Source organism: Paracoccus sp. Ld10 (genome assembly GCF_045064235.1).
Lineage (GTDB): Bacteria > Pseudomonadota > Alphaproteobacteria > Rhodobacterales > Rhodobacteraceae > Paracoccus.
In genome coordinates, this window is record NZ_JBISHD010000031.1 from 249,306 (window position 1) to 264,850 (window position 15,545).

Below are 15,545 nucleotides of genomic sequence, written 5' to 3' on the forward strand. Positions count from 1 at the left end.
GCGGGGGTTCTTGATCGGGTCCGTCGCGGTTGCGGGGGGCGTCGCCTTTGGGGCCTGGCGTTACGGTCGTCCCCTGCCGGACCCGTTTGCCGGGACGGACGCAGGGGCGCTGAACCCCTATGTGCTGATCGACCAGGGTGGCGTCACGCTGGTCGCGCCGCGCGCCGACAAGGGGCAGGGCGCCCGCTGGCTGCAGGCGGCCCTGATCGCCGAGGAACTGGACATCGACCCCGCCACGGCGCGGATCGTGCCCGGCCCGGTCAGTCCGACCTATTACAACCGCGCGCTGATTGCGGATTTCCTGCCCTTTGCACCGACCGATACCGGATGGCTGGCGGAAACCGCGCGTGATGCGGCGGACATTCCGGCGCGGCTGCTGGGCTGGCAGATGACCGGCGGGTCCAGTTCGACCGCCGACGGTTTCGACAAGCTGCGACAGGCCGGCGCGGTCGCGCGCGAGACGCTGAAACAGGCCGCCGCCAATCGGCACGGTCTGGACCGGGCCGATCTTGATACCGCGGACGGCGCGGTGATTCTTCCGGACGGCTCACGCATCCCGTATCCCGATCTGGCGCACGAAGCCGCGGCGACACAGCCGGTGACGGACATCGTGCTGCGCGACCGGTCCCAATGGCGGTGGCTGGGCAGGCCCATGGCGCGGGCCGACGTGATCGCGAAATCGACCGGTACGCAGGTTTACGGCATCGACCTGACCCTGCCCGACATGCTGCACGCGACGGTGCATATGGCGCCGTGGGGCGGGTCGGTCGCGCGGCTGGACCCGGTCGCTGCCGAAGGTTTGCCCGGCGTTCTGCGGGTTCTGCCGATCACGGGCGGCGTCGCGGTGCTGGCGCGCGACACCTGGTCGGCGATGCGCGCCGCGCAGGCGCTGGACGTAGAGTTTGCGGCCCCCGATACGGTCGGCGATCAGGACGCGATCTGGTCCGCGCTGCAGGCGACCCACGACACCGGCGATATCGACAGCCGCAAGCGTGATGACGGCGACGTGGATGCAGTGATCAGCGACGGTGATTTCACCGCGGAATATCGCGTGCCGTTTCTGGCCCATGCGCCGTTGGAGCCGATGAACGCCACCGTATTGGTGACCAGCGACGCCTGTACCATCTGGGCCGGCACGCAGGTGCCGGATTTCGCGGTGGCCCGCGCCGCTGCCCTGACCGGTCTGCCCGACACCGCGATCCGGCTGGAGAACCAGATGATTGGCGGCAGCTTTGGCCGGCGTCTGGAGATCGATTTCATCGGGCAGGCCGTCCAGATCGCGATGGCCGTCCCCGGTCGCCCGGTCAAGCTGACCTGGTCGCGCGAGGAGGATTTTGCCCATGACCAGCCACGCCCGGCCCAGATCGCGCGGGTGCGCGGGCGCGCGGACGCCGGCGGGGTGCAGGCGCTGGACATGACCGTGGCCAGTCCGTCGGTCATCGCGTCGTGGTTCGGACGCGTGGCCACCGCGCCACCCGGTCCCGATGTCAGCATCACCACCGGGGCCTGGGACCAGCCCTTTGCGATACCGAATTTCCGTGTGACGGGCCTGCGCGCGCCTGAATCGGTACCTGTCAGCAGCTGGCGTTCGGTCGGCGCGTCGTCGAACGGGTTCTTTTTCGGCACCGCGATGGACGAGATGTTCGCCACCGCAGGCATTGACCCGATGGAGGGGTTGTTGCGCCTGTGCGACCACGCCCCCTCGCGCGCGGTGCTGGAGGCATTGCGCGACCTGTCGGGCTGGACCGGCCGCGATGCGGGGCAGGGGCGGGGGCGGGGCGTGGCGTTCTGCCTGTCGTTTGGCGTGCCATGCGCTCAGGTGGTCGAGGTCGCCCAGACCCCCCAGGGCATCCGCCTGACCCAGGCCTTTGCCGTGGCTGATGTGGGCATCGTGCTGGACCCGGTGAATGCGCAGGCACAGCTGTCAGGCGGCATGCTGTTCGGGCTGGGCCACGCGATGAACTGCGAACTGACCTATCGCGGTCATCGTCCCGATCAGACGAATTTCCACGCCTATGAGGGGCTGCGCATGCATCAGACGCCGCCCATTGCGGTACGGTTGCTGGAGAACGGCCCGTTGCGGGGGTTGGGCGAACCCGGCGTGCCGCCTGCCGCCGCGGCGTTGGGCAATGCGATATTTGCGGCCACGGGCCAGCGCCTGCGGACGCTGCCCTTTTCACAGGGGGTCGGGTTCGCATGATCCGCGTGCTGGCCCTGCTGCTGATAACGGGCCCCGCGTGGGCCGATGACGTGATGCCGTCGATTGTCGCGCCGCCGGCGGAGGGGTCTGTCGGCACCGCAGACGGTCTGGCGGCCTGGAACCGGGTCCGACAGGTCGTGTCGCATCCGCGCTGTGCGAACTGTCATGTCGGCCCCGATCATCTGCCCATGTGGTCCGGCCCGGAATATCCCGAACCGCGCCCGCACGGCATGCATATCAGCGGCGGGGACAGCCGAATGGGGGTCGAGACGCTGCCTTGTGCCACCTGCCACGTCACCGCATCGACGCTGACATCCGGGCCCCGCCAGGCCCCGAACGCGATGATCCCGTGGCAGCTGCCCCCGGTCGAGATGGCGTGGTTCGGATTGGACGGACCCGCCCTGTGCCGCCAGCTGCGCGATCCGGAACGGAACGGGGGCCGCGATTGGGTGGAACTGGCCGAACATCTGCGCGACGACGCCCGTCATGGCGGTTTTGTCGCATGGGGTTTTGCGCCGGGCGGCGGGCGCGAACCCGCGCCGTTCGGCCTGCAGGCGCATATCGACGATGTGCTGAAATGGGGCGCCGCCGGACAGCCCTGTCCGGAATGACCATCATGGGTGCTTTTTCGGCATCCAAATCGGGCCGGCTGCGTTAGGCTGGCAGCACCGATCTCTGAAAGCCCACGCCATGTCGATTTCCGCCCCCATCGCCGCCACTGCCGACTGTCCCGTCAAGGCGCTGCTGCGCCGTTCGGGCGGATCTCTGGCCATGTTGATCGACGCCAAAGGCGGCTTTCCCCGCCGCCCGGGTGCCATGATGGCGCTGTGGCCCGATGGCGGACGCGTTGGGCGGCTGGGCGCGGGCTGTATCGATGCCGACATCGCCGCGCATCTGGACGCGCCCGGTCCGGTGACGCGACTGACCTATGGCGTGGGCGGTCCTTTGGACCTGCCGCTGCCCTGTGGCGGCACGGTCCAGATCGCCCTGATCCACAAGCCTGATCCGGACTGGCTGGGGGCGATCTGGGACGACCGGATCCGTCGGCGGACGGGTACGTGGTGCCTGAACCTGCGCACCGGTGCGCCCTGCCGTGCTGGCGATCCGGACCCCGATGATTTTACCCTGACCCTGCCGCCACCACCTGCCTTTCAGATCCACGGAGAGGGGGACGAGGCACAGGCTCTGACCGCTCTGGTTGCGGCGATGGACATGCCTGTGATGGGTCAGCAGGCCCAGCCCGATGCGCATACCGCAGTGGTGACGCTGTTCCACGACCATGACCGCGAATTGCCCGCGCTGGCCCGCGCGCTGCGGTCGGACGCGTTCTATATCGGGGCCCTCGGGTCGTGCCGGGCACAGGCGGCCAGGCTGGCGGCGCTGACCGAACAGGGTTTTGACGCGGCCACGCTGGACCGCATTACCGGACCCATCGGGGTTGTCAGTCCTGCCCGCGATCCGCGCCTGATCGCGGCATCGGCCCTGACCCAGATATTGGCGGCATACGAGGCGCTGACAGCGTGACCTGTTGCGGGCTGCTGCTGGCGGCAGGGGCGTCGCGCAGGTTCGGCCCGTCGGACAAGCTGTTGGCGCAGGTGGCCGGGATGCCGCTTGTCGCCCACGCTGCGCAGGCCATGCGTGACACCACGCTGAACGACCGCATCGCTGTCATAACGAACGCTGCGTTGACGCCTTGGCTGGACGGTTTCCACATCGTGCTGATTGAACAGGGACAGCAATCCGACAGCCTGCGCGCAGGTCTTGCGGTGGCGGGCAGTCCCGACCGTCTGCTGATCGCTCTTGGCGACATGCCCGATGTTACGGCGTCCCATCTGACACAGGTCATCGACAGGTCCGCCGATGGTCTGCCCACATGCAGCCATGATGGGACCGCGCCGCTGCCACCGGCGTGCTTTCCGCGCGACTGGCTGGCCCGACTGGCGCAGTTGACCGGCGATCAGGGCGCGGGTCGGCTGCTGCGCGAACTGGCGCCCGATCGATACGTCCCCGCGCCGGGAATGCTGCGCGACATTGATAGGCCGGACCAGATCAGCGCATCCCGGCCGGGGCGAACGCGCAACGCCACAGGGGGGTGCGGGGGGATGTGAAATTCCCCCGCTGTCGCGGGACGCAATTCAGCCCAACACCTCGGCCACCGCTTCGGTTGTGACATCCACGATCCGGTCGGCCTCCTCGCGCGTCAGGCACAGCGGCGGGGCAAAGCCCAGGATGTCGCCCTGCGGCATGGCGCGCGCGATCACGCCGCGCTTCAGCATCGCCGCCACGACCTTGGCGCCCTTGCCCTCGGACGCGTCAAAGAACCGGCGTGCATCGCGATCCGCGACCAATTCCACCGCGCACAGCATGCCCTCTCCGCGGACCTCCCCGACATGGGGGTGGTCGCCCAGGGCGGCTCGCATCCGGTCGTTCAGATAACCGCCTATGGTCCCGGCATTCTCGACCAGCCCCAGGCTGTCGATCAGCTTCAGGTTCGCCACCCCGGCGGCCGCCCCGATGGGGTGCGCCGAATAGGTCCAGCCGTGGCCCAACACGCCGTTCTCGTCCGTGCCGCGCATCAGCACGTCCCAGACCCGCTGGCCCACGATGCTGGCCGACAGGGGCGCATAGGCGCTGGTCAGGCCCTTTGCGCTGGTGATCAGGTCGGGGCGCATGCCGTAATGGTTGGACCCGAACATGGTCCCCAGACGCCCGAACCCCGTCACGACCTCATCCGCGATCAGCAGGATGTCGTGGCGGTCCAGAACCTCCTGGATGGCGGGCCAGTAGCCTGCGGGTGGCGGCACGATGCCGCCCGTGCCCAGAACCGGTTCCCCGATGAACGCGCCGATGGTGTCGGCGCCATGTTCGGCGATCAGCGCCTCCAGCTGCGCCACGCAATGGCCCACGAAATCGGATTCCGACATGGCCGCGTCGGGGCGGCGGAAATAATAGGGCGCCTCGGTGTGGATCACCTGATCCAGCGGCAGGTCGAACTTGGCATGGAACAGCTGCAGCCCGGTCAGCGACCCGGTCATCAGGCCCGACCCGTGGTAACCCCGCCAGCGGCTGATGATCTTTTTCTTTTTCGGGCGGCCCAGGATGTTGTTGTAATACCAGACCAGCTTGATGTTCGTCTCGTTCGCGTCCGATCCTGACAGGCCGAAATAGACGCGCGCCATGCCCTTGGGGGCGCGGTCCATCACCATCTGCGCCAGGGTGATCGCGGCCTCGGACCCGTGGCCGGCATAGGCGTGGTAGTACGCCAGTTGATGCGCCTGATCGGCGATGGCCTGCGCGATCTCAGGGCGGCCATAGCCCACGTTCACGCAATACAGGCCCGCGAACCCGTCCAGCAGGCGGTTTCCGTCGCGGTCGGTGATGTGACAGCCCTCGCCGCCGGTGATGATGCGCTGCGGCGCCTCGCCCCGCGCGAATTGCCCCAGATGGGTCGAGGGGTGGAAAAAGCTCTCGCGGTCCCAACGGGCCAGTTCGTCATTCGTCAGCATCATCGCTCCTGTTCCTATTCATCCAGAATAGAGGCGCGGCACCCGAGGATTCCTCTGATCCGGCGGGCGCTGCCCGAGGAAACCCCTGAACTTCAGCCCGCAGGGCGATGATTTTCCAGCATTGCGCCCGCGATCGGCTGATCCTTGACCGGCTTGGTCACGATATAGCTGAAATAGCGCCGCACCCCCGCGCCGCTGTCCAACAGCCCATCCATCACGCCCTGGAACGCGGCCACGTCCGGGGCGATCACCGACATCAGGTAATCGAACCCCCCGCCGATGGCCCAGCATCCGGTGACTGCATCCGTGCGCGCGATCACCGCCTCGAACCGCTGGAAACTCTCGCTGCGATGCTGGTCCAGTTCGACGGTCACGAACACCTGCACATGCGGCCCAAGGGCCGCCAGATCGATCTGCGCGCGGTACCCGCGGATCAGCCCCGCCTGTTCCAGCCGCCGCATCCGGTCCCAGCAGGGGGTGGGCGACAGGTTCACGCGGGCGGCAAGGTCGGTCTTGGTGATGCGCCCCTCGCGCGACAGCACCGCCAGAATGGCGATGTCGCGGTCGTCCAGGCGCAGGCTGCGGGGCGGGATCATGGACCGCATGTTCCCCCCCGCGCGCGGGTTGTCAATCCGGGCGCGGCGGGCGATCCTGTCGCCCATGTCCCATTGGCCCCTGAGACGAGACGACATCACCCGCCCTGCCTATCGCAGCCTGGCCCAGGGCATCGCCGCGGCGATCGACGCGGGCAGCCTGGCACCCGGTGCGCGCCTGCCGCCGCATCGTGACCTGGCGTGGCAGTTGGGTGTCAGCGTCCAGACCGTCAGCCGCGCATACGAGGAACTGATCCGCGCCGACCTGATTTCCGGAGAGGTCGGGCGCGGCAGCTTTGTCCGTTCCGGCCCGCGCGAGACGATCGAGGTGCCGTGGTTCCGTGCCCCCACCGACCGCCCCCCGATCGATCTGTCGATGATGACCCCCGTGGCGCTGCCCCAGATCCGCACTGCGTGGAGCGAGACGTTGCTGCGCCTGTCGGACCGGTTGCCCGATCCGGCGATGCTATCGTTCCGTCCGCGTCAGACGATGTCGCTGTATGGCGGGATGGCGGCGGCGTGGCTGGCGCGGTGCGGCATGGTGGTGCCGGCACAGCGCATCTTGATCACCAACGGGACCACGCCCGCGATGTTCGTGGCGCTGCAATGCGTGGGGCAACCGGGCGACATCATCGCGACCGAATCGGCGACCTGCCACACGCTGCGGCCCGCCGCCCAGCACCTGCATCTGCGCCTGCAGGGCATTCCCGACGACGAATACGGCATGGACCCCGACGCGCTGATCCGGGCGGCGCGTGCCGCAGGGGGGCGGATGAAGGCGGTGTTCCTGCTGCCGTCGGGCGGGGGCCCGCGGGCGCGGGTGATGGACCGCGACCGCCGCGAGGCGCTGGCCCGCGCCGCGACCCAGGCCGACCTGATGATCCTGGAAAGCGACCCGACCGGGCCGATGCCGCCACGCCGCCCGCCCGCGCTGTCGGGGTTTGCCCCCGACCGCAGTTTCTATTTCACCGGCCTGTCGAAATGCCTGTCGCCGGGCCTGCGGCTGGGTTTTCTGGCGATGCCTGAAAAATTGGCAGAGGCCGCGCTGAACCGGCATCTGTCGATGGCGTGGATGGCCACGCCCTTGATGGCAGAGATCGCGCATGACTGGATCACCGGCGGCACGGCCGACGCGCTGTTGGCGGCGCAGCGGACCGAACTGGCGGTGCGGAACCGGCTGGCGGTGCGCGTTCTGGGCCAGCGTGCGCAGGGGTTTCTGCACGGTCTGCACCGCTGGATGCCGCTGGCGCCGGACACGGACGAGGGCGCGGCGCTAGCCACGGCACTGTCCCATCAGGTCGCGCTGGCCCCCGGCGCGGGCTTTGCGATCCTGCCCCACGGGCCCGCGCTGCGGGTGTCGCTGGGCGGACCCACGACACGCGATCTGGAACAGGCGCTGCGCATCATATCGGCAGTTCTTCCGGGATAAGGGCAGGACAATTTGGCGACCTGTTTGACTCTGGGGGCCATAATTGTCATGATTTAATGCATCAATTGACTTGGAATCCGCTTGTCCCGAACCATCGGGATCAACCGGAACGGTCCGAAAGGTCCGAATCCTGCCACAGAAGGGCCCGTGCGATCCGCGCGCAGGGCCCGCCCCAACAGGAGGTATCATGACGAACACCACCCGCACCGCAACGCGCCTGACCGCAGCCAGCCTGACCGCCCTGATCATCGGATCGGGGGCCGCCACGGCCGAGACTTGGCGCTATGCCTTCGAGGAGGCGCTGGACGAGGTTCAGGGCGTCTATGCCCAGAAGTTCAAGGAAGAGGTCGAGGCCAATTCCGACCACGAGATCCAGTTGTTCCCGTTCGGTACGCTGGGCGAATCCGACAACATCATGGAACAGACCCAGTCGGGGATCCTGCAGTTCGTGAACCAGTCGCCCGGTTTCACCGGATCGCTGATCCCCGAGGCGCAGGTGTTCTTTGTGCCTTATCTGCTGCCCGAAGAGGACGAACAGCTGTTCAGCTTCTTCCGCAATTCCGAGACGATCAACACGATCTTTCCCGAACTGTATGCCGAACAGGGGTTGGAGCTGCTGAGCATGTACCCCGAGGGCGAGGTGATGGTCACGTCGAACAAGCCCATCGCGGCGCCCGCCGATTTCGACGACGTCAAGGTGCGGGTGATGACCAACCCGCTGCTGGTCAGCAGCTATCAGGCGTTCGGAGCCACACCGACTCCGCTGCCGTGGGGTCAGGTCTATGGCGGTCTGCAGACCGGCATCGTGGATGCGCAGGAGAACCCCGCGTTCTTTATCGAATCGACCCGCATGTACGAGGTTCAGGACCACATCACCCGGTTGGGCCACAACAACTTCACCACCGCGCTGATGGCCAACCAGGAGTTCTTTGACGGGCTGTCCCCCGAGGATCAGCAGGTGGTGCGCGACGCGTCACAGGCCGCGTTCGACCACATCATCGAATATCAGCAGGGCCAGACCGAGGCGTCGCTGGAGAAGATCACCGCCGACCGCCCCGAGGTCACCGTGACCACCCTGACCGAGGAGCAGCGCGCGCCGTTCCGTGAAACCACTGCCCAGGTCGAGGAGACGTTCCTGGAGATCGGCGGCCCCCGCGCCCAAGAGGTGCTGGACCAGATGAAGGCGGACCTTGCCGCCGCGGCCGAGGGCTGATCCCCGGCACGCCCCGTCCTGTGTCGCGGGTCGGGGCCATTGACCGAACGATGATGGACACAGGTGGCCATGACGCCAAAGACCCACGGTGACCGGCCCGCAGGCCTGTCCGACGACCCCGACATCCTGGCCGCCGCCGAGGCGACGCAGGCACAGGACGACATCGACGACGCGCTGTACGAATCCGGTCTGCCCGGGGTGCTGGGCGTCGTGGACCGCATCATCGCGCGGCTGGAGGCGGCGGCCCTGGCCATCGGCGTGCTGGCGATGGCGGTCAATACCGTCGCCAATGTCGTCGGTCGGTTCGTGTTCGGCCGGTCGCTGTATTTCTCCGAAGAAGTGAACCAGGCGCTGATCGTGCTGGTGACGTTTGCGGGCATGTCCTATGCCGCGCGCCACGGGCGCCACATCCGCATGTCGGCCATCACCGACGCGCTGCCGCCACGGGCGCGCAAGGCGATGCTGGTGGTGATATCGGTGATGACGTCGGCGCTGTTGATGGTGTTGGCGTGGTTCGCCCTGTCCTATGTGATCAGCCAGGCGGGCCGGGGGCGGGTGCTGCCCGCGCTGAGCATTCCGCAATGGTGGATCATCGTCTGGGTTCCGGCCGGGTTCTTTCTGACCGGCCTGCAATATGCGCTGACCACGCTGAAGAACCTCCGGGACCCTGACATCTGGCTGTCGACCGCCGTGCGCGACGGGTACGACCTGCCGCGAAAGGACGCCGACGCATGACCACCGCCATCCTGGGCACGATGATCGTGCTGCTGCTGCTGGGCTTTCCGATGATGGTCCCGCTGATCGTCGCGTCGGTCGTGGGATTCATCGCGATCTTTGGCGGCATCGGCCATCTGGAGACATTGGTTCAGCAGGTCATTGCGGGCATCCAGCCCGCCAGCCTGATCGCCGTCCCGATGTTCATCTTTGCCGCCGAGATCATGACCCGCGGCCAGTCCGCAGGTCGGCTGATCGACGTTGTCATGGCGTTTCTGGGCCACATCAAGGGCGGGCTGGCCATCTCGACCGCGGGGGCCTGCACGATGTTCGGCGCGGTGTCGGGGTCCACGCAGGCCACCGTCGTCGCCGTGGGTGGCCCGATGCGGCCACGCCTGCTCAAGGCGGGCTACAGCGACCGGTTCACGCTGGCGCTGATCATCAACGCGTCCGACATCGCCTTTCTGATCCCGCCGTCGATCGGCATGATCATCTATGGCGTGGTGTCGGGCACCTCGATCGCGGAGCTGTTCATTGCGGGCATCGGACCGGGGCTGCTGATCCTGATGCTGTTTTCGATCTATGCCTATATCTATGCGGTGCGCCACAACGTGCCGACCGAACCGCGCACGTCTTGGCCCGACCGGCTGCGCGCGGTGCGCCGGGCGATCTGGCCGATGGGCTTTCCGGTGCTGATCATCGGCGGCATCTATGGCGGCATCTTTTCCCCGACCGAGGCCGCCGCCGCCTGCGTTCTCTACGCCCTGATCCTGGAGATGCTGGTCTTCCGCGAGGTCTCTCCGCGCCAGCTGTTCGCGACCGCCAAATCGACCGGGCTGATCACCGCGGTGGTGTTCATCCTGGTGGGTGCGGGCGCGGCGTTCAGCTATGTCATCAGCTTTGCCCAGATCCCGCAGGAAATTCTGGCCGGCATCGGCATCGACGGGATGGGCCCATACGGGGTGCTGTTCACGATCTCCATCGCGTTCTTCATTGGCTGCATGTTCGTCGACCCGATCGTGGTGATCCTGGTTCTGGTGCCGATCTTCGCCCCGGTGGTGCAGGCGACGGGTCTGGACCCGGTTCTGGTCGGCACGATCATCACCCTGCAGGTCGCCATCGGCAGCGCGACACCGCCATTCGGCTGTGACATCTTTACGGCGATCGCGGTGTTCCGCAGGCCCTATTGGGAGGTCGTCCGGGGCACGCCGCCGTTTGTGATCATGCTGCTCAGCGTGTCGGTCCTGCTGATCTTCTTTCCGCAGATCGCGTTGTTCCTGCGTGACTTGTCGCTGGACGGATAAGGGCGCGGCACCATGCATGACAATCTGAAACGGTTCGGACTGGTGGCGCTGGCCACCGACATGACCATCGAAGGCGACGCCGCCACCCTGATGCCGCCCGGCACGCGGCTGCATGTCACGCGCATTGCCTTTGACAACCCCACGACCGAGGACAACCTGCGCGCCACCGGCCCGCGCCTGCGTGACGCGGTGAACTTGCTGGTGCCGGGAGTTCCGCTGTCGGGCATCGGGTTTGGCTGCACCTCCGCCGCGGCGGTGCTGGGGGACGGGATGGACGCGCTGGCCGGGGGCCGCGCGCCCGTGACCACGCCCGCTGGCGCCGCGTTGCAGGCGTTTTCCGCGCTGGGCGTGACGCAGGTGGCGCTGATGACGCCCTATCTGGCGGCGACGACCGACCTGGTCGGCGATCATTTCGAGGCCAACGGGGTTCGCGTCGTCCGCCGGTCGTCGATGGGCCATGCCGACGACCGCGACATGGCCCTGCTGCCCGCGGCCGAAATCACCGAGATGGCTCTGGCCAGCGATCACCCCGACGCGCAGGCGCTGTTCATGTCCTGCACCGCGCTGCCCGCGCTGGGCCTGATCGACACGCTGGAGGGATTGCTGGGCAAGCCGGTCGTCACCTCGAACCAAGCGTTGTTCTGGGCGATGCTGGACCGTGCGCGCATTCCGGGCCGCGGGCCGGGCGCGCTGTTCCGTACCCGCAGCTGGTAATTCACCCCTCCGACGCAAGGTCCGTCCCATGCCCGAACTGCAACGCACGCCTGAACGTTTCGCGACCGAGGAATATCAGGCCCGCCTGTCCGGCACCCGCGCCCGGATGGCGCGGCAGGGGTTGGACCTGCTGATCGTCAGCGACCCGTCGAACATGGCGTGGCTGACCGGCTATGACGGCTGGTCTTTTTATGTGCATCAATGCGTCATCGTGGGGCCGACCGGCCCGCCGATCTGGTTCGGGCGCGGGCAGGACGCGCAGGGCGCACTGCGCACCGTCTGGATGCCCGAGGACGCGATCATCGGATACCCCGACCATTACGTGCAGTCCCGCGACCAGCACCCGATGGAGTATCTGTCCGCGCGGCTGACCGACCGGGGCTGGAACATCGGCACCATCGGGGTCGAGATGGACAACTATTACTATTCGGCGCGGGCGCATGCCTGTCTGACCCGTGGCATGCCCGACGCCACGTTGAAGGATGCCGAGGGGCTGGTGAACTGGCAGCGCGCCGTCAAGACGGACAAAGAACTGGAATACATGCGCAAGGCCGCGCGCATCGTCGAACGCATGCACCGCCGCATCGCCGACAAGGTCGAGGTCGGCATGCGCAAATGCGACCTGGTGGCCGAGATCTATGACGCGGGCCTGCGCTATGACGAATGGTCGGGGCATGGCGGCGACTATCCGGCCATCGTGCCGCTGTTGCCATCGGGGCCGGATGCGGGTGCGCCGCACCTGACCTGGGACGACCAGCCGATGAAGCCGGACGAGGGCACGTTCTTTGAGATCGCCGGCTGTTACCAGCGATACCACGTGCCGCTGTCGCGCACGATTTTCCTGGGCACCCCCCCTGACGAGATGCTGGAGGCCGAAAAGGCCGTCCTGGAGGGCATGGACGAGGGGCTGGAGGCCGCCCGCGCCGGCAACACCTGCGAGGACGTGGCCAATGCGTTTTTCCGGGTGCTGGACCGCCACGGCATCGTCAAGGACAATCGTACCGGGTACCCGATCGGCCTGTCCTATCCGCCCGACTGGGGCGAGCGCACCATGTCGTTGCGCCGGGGCGACCAGACGGTGCTGCAACCGGGCATGACGTTCCATTTCATGACCGGGTTGTGGATGGACGACTGGGGATACGAGACGACGGAATCGATCATCATCACCGATGGAGCACCCGACCTGTTCTGTACCCTGCCGCGCCGGATGCTGGTGAAATCGTGACCGCGATCGTTCCCACCATCTCGCTGGACGCGCCCGGCAAGCATCACGGTTTCCTGCGGCTGCCCTACAGCCGCAATGACAGCGCGTGGGGCAGCGTGATGATCCCCATGACGGTCATTCGGGGTGGCGAAGGCCCCACCGCGTTGCTGACCGGGGGCAATCACGGCGACGAATACGAAGGCCCCTTGGCGCTGCAGCAGCTGGCATGGGAGCTGGAGCCCGCGCAGGTGATGGGCCGCGTCATCATCCTGCCCGCGATGAACGCGCCCGCGGTGGCGGCGGGCACGCGGGTCAGCCCCATCGACGGGGTGAACATGAACCGCGCCTTTCCGGGCCGCCCCGACGGCACGGTGACGCAAAAGATCGCCGATTACCTGGCCACCGTGCTGGTGCCCATGGCGGACGTCGTGCTGGATTACCATTCGGGCGGCAAGACGCTGGACTTTCTGCCCTATGCCGCGGCGCATTATCTGGACGATGCCGACCAGCAGGCGGCCTGCGTGGCCGCGATGCGGGCGTTCGGCGCGCCATGGTCGATGATGATGCGCGAGATCGACGCCGTCGGCATGTTCGACACCACGGTGGAACAGCAGGGCAAGGTGTTCGTCACCACCGAACTGGGCGGCGGTGGCACCGCCACGGCGGCCTCTGCGGCCATCGCGCTGCGGGGCGCGCGCAACGTGTTGCGCCATGCGGGCATCCTGTCCGGCCCGGTCGAGGGCGCCGGGACCAGCCGCATGCTGGACATGCCCGACGACGCCTGTTTCCATTTCGCGCCGCAGGGCGGGTTGCTGCACCCGCTGGTCGATCTGGGACAGGACGTGGCCGAGGGTCAGCCGCTGGCCTGTATCTGGCCGGTCGACCGCACCGGCATGGCGCCCGTGACGGTCTGCGCGAACCGCCCCGGCCTGTTGGCCGCGCGGCATTTCCCGGGGCTGGTGCAGACCGGGGACTGTCTGGCGGTGCTGGCGGTCCCCGAGACCTAGCGCAAGATCCCGTCAATCAGGTTGGCCAAGCCCTGCGGATCGGACTGAAAGGGCGAATGTCCCCAGGGCCGGTGGTGCAGGTGGTCGACCGGTGCGCGGTCCAGCATCGCGCGCTGCGCCGCAGGCGTGATCGCGCGGTCCTGATCGCACAGGACATAGTGGCGGGTCGTTCGTTTGCGCGGTCCGGGCAGCGGGTCGCGTAACGGGCCGACCGGCTGGGGCCGCAGACGGGACAGGTCGGCATCGGGACAGTCGTGATACAGCATCGCCCGGGCCGCGTCGGGCGGCAGGACCAACCGCCCCAGATTGTCGCGGGGCCAGCGTCGGGGCGGTGCGGGCACCAGCCGGTCCAGCGATGCGACGCTGTCGCCCGGCAATGGCAGATAGGAACACAGGTGGATCAGCACCCGCGGGGCCGGGTCCATCGCCTCGGCCAGCATGCCGCCCATAGAATGGCCAACCACGACGGGTGCCCAAGGCACAGCCGCGGCGCAATCGGCAAGGGTGTCGCCGGTACTGTCGGGACAGGAAACCCGCCAGCCCTGCGCGCGCAGCAGGGCCGCGGTCCGGTCCCAGCACCAGCCGCCGTGCCACGCCCCGTGGATCATCACGATATCGTTCATCCCCCGACCCTGACCCGCGCGGGCCTGCACGGCAAGTCCTTGACCGCGGGCGCCCGGGCGCGCCTGATGGCCGCAAAGGGGGACGGCAGATGATCGACAAGCTGGAGATGTTCCTGGCCGTGGCCAAGGAGGGTCATTTCGGACGTGCCGCAGCGACCATTGGCGTGACCCAGCCGACGCTATCCGCCGGGATCAAGCAGCTGGAGGAGAGCCTGGGCGTCTTGCTGATCTTTCGCGGGTCACGCTATGGCGGTCTGACGCCCGAGGGACAGCAGGCGCTGATCTGGGCGCGGCGCATCGTGGGCGACACCCGCCAGTTGCGCGACGAGATGCGGGCCGTCCGCCACGGCCTGTCGGGGCGGCTGCGCATTGCGGTCATTCCCACCGCGCTGACCTGGGCCGCCCGGATCAGCGCCCGGTTCGGGGCCGCGCATTCGAACGTGGGTTTCACCATCCTGTCGCGGACCTCGGCCGAGATCCTGCAGATGATCGACGATCTGGAGGTGGATGCGGGCATCTCGTATCTGGACAACGAACCGCTGGGCCGGGTCAGCAGCGTGCCGCTGTATGACGAACGCTATCTGCTGGTCGCGCATCAGGATCACCCGCTGGCGGCGCAGGCGCAGGTTGCATGGTCGGATCTGGACGGGCAGCGGCTGTGCCTGTTGTCCCAGGACATGCAGAACCGCCGCATCATCAATCGCACCCTGTCCGCCGCCGGGGTGGTGCCGCAGGCGACAGTGGAATCCAACTCGACCGTCGTGCTGGTGTCGCATGTGATGGCGGGGGGCTGGTTGACCATTCTGCCCGAAGACATCGCCGGTTTTCTGGCGCAGGGCAAACCGTTGCGGCTGATCGCGCTGGAGGGGGCGGCCCCGGGCCATGCCGTCGGCCTGATCGCCCCGTGGAGAGAGCCGCACACCCCTGTTCTGGATGCGCTGTTGACCGAGGCGCGGCGGATGGTTTGATAGAAATCTTCTATCGTTCAACGGAACTGCGATATTGATTTCAGATGATTGCGGCTGTCTGCTGAAGAGT

Annotated in this window: 15 protein-coding genes; 12 read left to right on the forward strand and 3 right to left on the reverse strand. The window is 67.5% G+C overall.

Annotation, left to right across the window (positions count from 1 at the left end):
• The first annotated feature begins 10 nt into the window (after window positions 1-10).
• The 4 genes from ACJJVR_RS13340 to ACJJVR_RS13355 all read left to right on the forward strand — a co-directional run bounded on the left by ACJJVR_RS13340 (window position 11) and on the right by ACJJVR_RS13355 (window position 4,308).
• Window positions 11-2,200 (forward strand): xanthine dehydrogenase family protein molybdopterin-binding subunit, encoded by a 2,190-nt coding sequence (locus ACJJVR_RS13340; protein ID WP_405405257.1) that lies wholly within the window; start codon window positions 11-13, stop codon window positions 2,198-2,200.
• Complete coding sequence (locus ACJJVR_RS13345; protein WP_405405259.1) at window positions 2,197-2,811, forward strand: hypothetical protein; 615 nt, start codon at window positions 2,197-2,199, stop codon at window positions 2,809-2,811. The genes ACJJVR_RS13340 and ACJJVR_RS13345 overlap by 4 nt, the downstream gene beginning before the upstream one ends.
• 79 nt (window positions 2,812-2,890) lie before the next feature.
• A complete protein-coding gene (locus ACJJVR_RS13350) occupies window positions 2,891-3,724 on the forward strand; it encodes an XdhC family protein (protein WP_405405261.1) in 834 nt (277 codons plus the stop codon).
• Complete coding sequence (locus tag ACJJVR_RS13355; RefSeq protein WP_405405262.1) at window positions 3,721-4,308, forward strand: nucleotidyltransferase family protein; 588 nt, start codon at window positions 3,721-3,723, stop codon at window positions 4,306-4,308. Before ACJJVR_RS13350 ends, ACJJVR_RS13355 begins: the two co-directional genes overlap by 4 nt.
• Before the next feature lie 27 nt (window positions 4,309-4,335).
• On the opposite strand, the gene ACJJVR_RS13360 is transcribed toward ACJJVR_RS13355, so the two are convergent.
• Both ACJJVR_RS13360 and ACJJVR_RS13365 read right to left on the reverse strand, forming a co-directional pair.
• Entirely contained in the window at window positions 4,336-5,706 is a 1,371-nt protein-coding gene (locus ACJJVR_RS13360; RefSeq protein ID WP_405405426.1) for an aspartate aminotransferase family protein, read from the reverse strand.
• Window positions 5,707-5,798: 92 nt separating this feature from the next.
• Window positions 5,799-6,302, reverse strand: coding sequence for an Lrp/AsnC family transcriptional regulator (locus ACJJVR_RS13365; protein ID WP_405405264.1), 504 nt, complete (start codon window positions 6,300-6,302; stop codon window positions 5,799-5,801).
• On the opposite strand from ACJJVR_RS13365, the gene ACJJVR_RS13370 reads away from it, so the two are divergent.
• The 7 genes from ACJJVR_RS13370 (at window position 6,301) to doeB (ending at window position 13,884) form a co-directional block, all read left to right on the forward strand.
• Complete coding sequence (locus ACJJVR_RS13370) at window positions 6,301-7,728, forward strand: PLP-dependent aminotransferase family protein (protein ID WP_405405265.1); 1,428 nt, start codon at window positions 6,301-6,303, stop codon at window positions 7,726-7,728. The two genes, ACJJVR_RS13365 and ACJJVR_RS13370, sit on opposite strands and share 2 nt — an antisense overlap.
• 187 nt (window positions 7,729-7,915) lie before the next feature.
• Window positions 7,916-8,941, forward strand: a complete 1,026-nt coding sequence (gene dctP / locus ACJJVR_RS13375; RefSeq protein WP_405405267.1) for a TRAP transporter substrate-binding protein DctP — start codon at window positions 7,916-7,918, stop codon at window positions 8,939-8,941.
• 69 nt (window positions 8,942-9,010) lie between these two features.
• The gene (locus ACJJVR_RS13380; RefSeq protein ID WP_405405270.1) at window positions 9,011-9,676 is read left to right on the forward strand and encodes a TRAP transporter small permease; all 666 of its coding nucleotides are present in this window, start codon (window positions 9,011-9,013) and stop codon (window positions 9,674-9,676) included.
• Window positions 9,673-10,959 carry a TRAP transporter large permease gene (locus ACJJVR_RS13385; protein ID WP_405405273.1) on the forward strand — a complete coding sequence of 429 codons (1,287 nt, stop codon included), beginning with the start codon at window positions 9,673-9,675 and terminating at the stop codon, window positions 10,957-10,959. The genes ACJJVR_RS13380 and ACJJVR_RS13385 overlap by 4 nt, the downstream gene beginning before the upstream one ends.
• A 12-nt stretch (window positions 10,960-10,971) precedes the next feature.
• On the forward strand, window positions 10,972-11,673 hold the full coding sequence (locus ACJJVR_RS13390; protein WP_405405274.1) for an ectoine utilization protein EutA: 702 nt from the start codon (window positions 10,972-10,974) through the stop codon (window positions 11,671-11,673).
• A 28-nt stretch (window positions 11,674-11,701) separates the two neighbouring features.
• Window positions 11,702-12,898 carry an ectoine hydrolase DoeA gene (gene doeA, locus ACJJVR_RS13395; RefSeq protein WP_405405275.1) on the forward strand — a complete coding sequence of 399 codons (1,197 nt, stop codon included), beginning with the start codon at window positions 11,702-11,704 and terminating at the stop codon, window positions 12,896-12,898.
• Window positions 12,895-13,884 (forward strand): N(2)-acetyl-L-2,4-diaminobutanoate deacetylase DoeB, encoded by a 990-nt coding sequence (gene doeB, locus ACJJVR_RS13400; protein WP_405405276.1) that lies wholly within the window; start codon window positions 12,895-12,897, stop codon window positions 13,882-13,884. The genes doeA and doeB overlap by 4 nt, the downstream gene beginning before the upstream one ends.
• Here the strand turns inward: doeB and ACJJVR_RS13405 are convergent.
• Complete coding sequence (locus ACJJVR_RS13405) at window positions 13,881-14,507, reverse strand: alpha/beta hydrolase (RefSeq protein WP_405405277.1); 627 nt, start codon at window positions 14,505-14,507, stop codon at window positions 13,881-13,883. The genes doeB and ACJJVR_RS13405 overlap by 4 nt on opposite strands.
• Window positions 14,508-14,596: 89 nt before the next feature.
• Here ACJJVR_RS13405 and ACJJVR_RS13410 point away from each other — a divergent pair, with 89 nt between their 5' ends.
• On the forward strand, window positions 14,597-15,475 hold the full coding sequence (locus ACJJVR_RS13410) for a LysR family transcriptional regulator (RefSeq protein WP_405405278.1): 879 nt from the start codon (window positions 14,597-14,599) through the stop codon (window positions 15,473-15,475).
• Window positions 15,476-15,545 lie beyond the last annotated feature (70 nt).

Excerpts from the sequence above, each read along its gene's own strand:
- ACJJVR_RS13360 (WP_405405426.1), bottom strand. The coding sequence starts at position 5,706 with ATGCTGACGAATGACGAACTGGCCCGTTGGGACCGCGAGAGCTTTTTC.
- ACJJVR_RS13345 (WP_405405259.1), top strand. The coding sequence starts at position 2,197 with ATGATCCGCGTGCTGGCCCTGCTGCTGATAACGGGCCCCGCGTGGGCC.
- ACJJVR_RS13350 (WP_405405261.1), top strand. The coding sequence starts at position 2,891 with ATGTCGATTTCCGCCCCCATCGCCGCCACTGCCGACTGTCCCGTCAAG.
- ACJJVR_RS13365 (WP_405405264.1), bottom strand. The coding sequence starts at position 6,302 with ATGATCCCGCCCCGCAGCCTGCGCCTGGACGACCGCGACATCGCCATT.
- ACJJVR_RS13390 (WP_405405274.1), top strand. The coding sequence starts at position 10,972 with ATGCATGACAATCTGAAACGGTTCGGACTGGTGGCGCTGGCCACCGAC.
- doeA (WP_405405275.1), top strand. The coding sequence starts at position 11,702 with ATGCCCGAACTGCAACGCACGCCTGAACGTTTCGCGACCGAGGAATAT.
- ACJJVR_RS13380 (WP_405405270.1), top strand. The coding sequence starts at position 9,011 with ATGACGCCAAAGACCCACGGTGACCGGCCCGCAGGCCTGTCCGACGAC.
- ACJJVR_RS13405 (WP_405405277.1), bottom strand. The coding sequence starts at position 14,507 with ATGAACGATATCGTGATGATCCACGGGGCGTGGCACGGCGGCTGGTGC.
- dctP (WP_405405267.1), top strand. The coding sequence starts at position 7,916 with ATGACGAACACCACCCGCACCGCAACGCGCCTGACCGCAGCCAGCCTG.
- ACJJVR_RS13410 (WP_405405278.1), top strand. The coding sequence starts at position 14,597 with ATGATCGACAAGCTGGAGATGTTCCTGGCCGTGGCCAAGGAGGGTCAT.
- ACJJVR_RS13385 (WP_405405273.1), top strand. The coding sequence starts at position 9,673 with ATGACCACCGCCATCCTGGGCACGATGATCGTGCTGCTGCTGCTGGGC.
- ACJJVR_RS13370 (WP_405405265.1), top strand. The coding sequence starts at position 6,301 with ATGGACCGCATGTTCCCCCCCGCGCGCGGGTTGTCAATCCGGGCGCGG.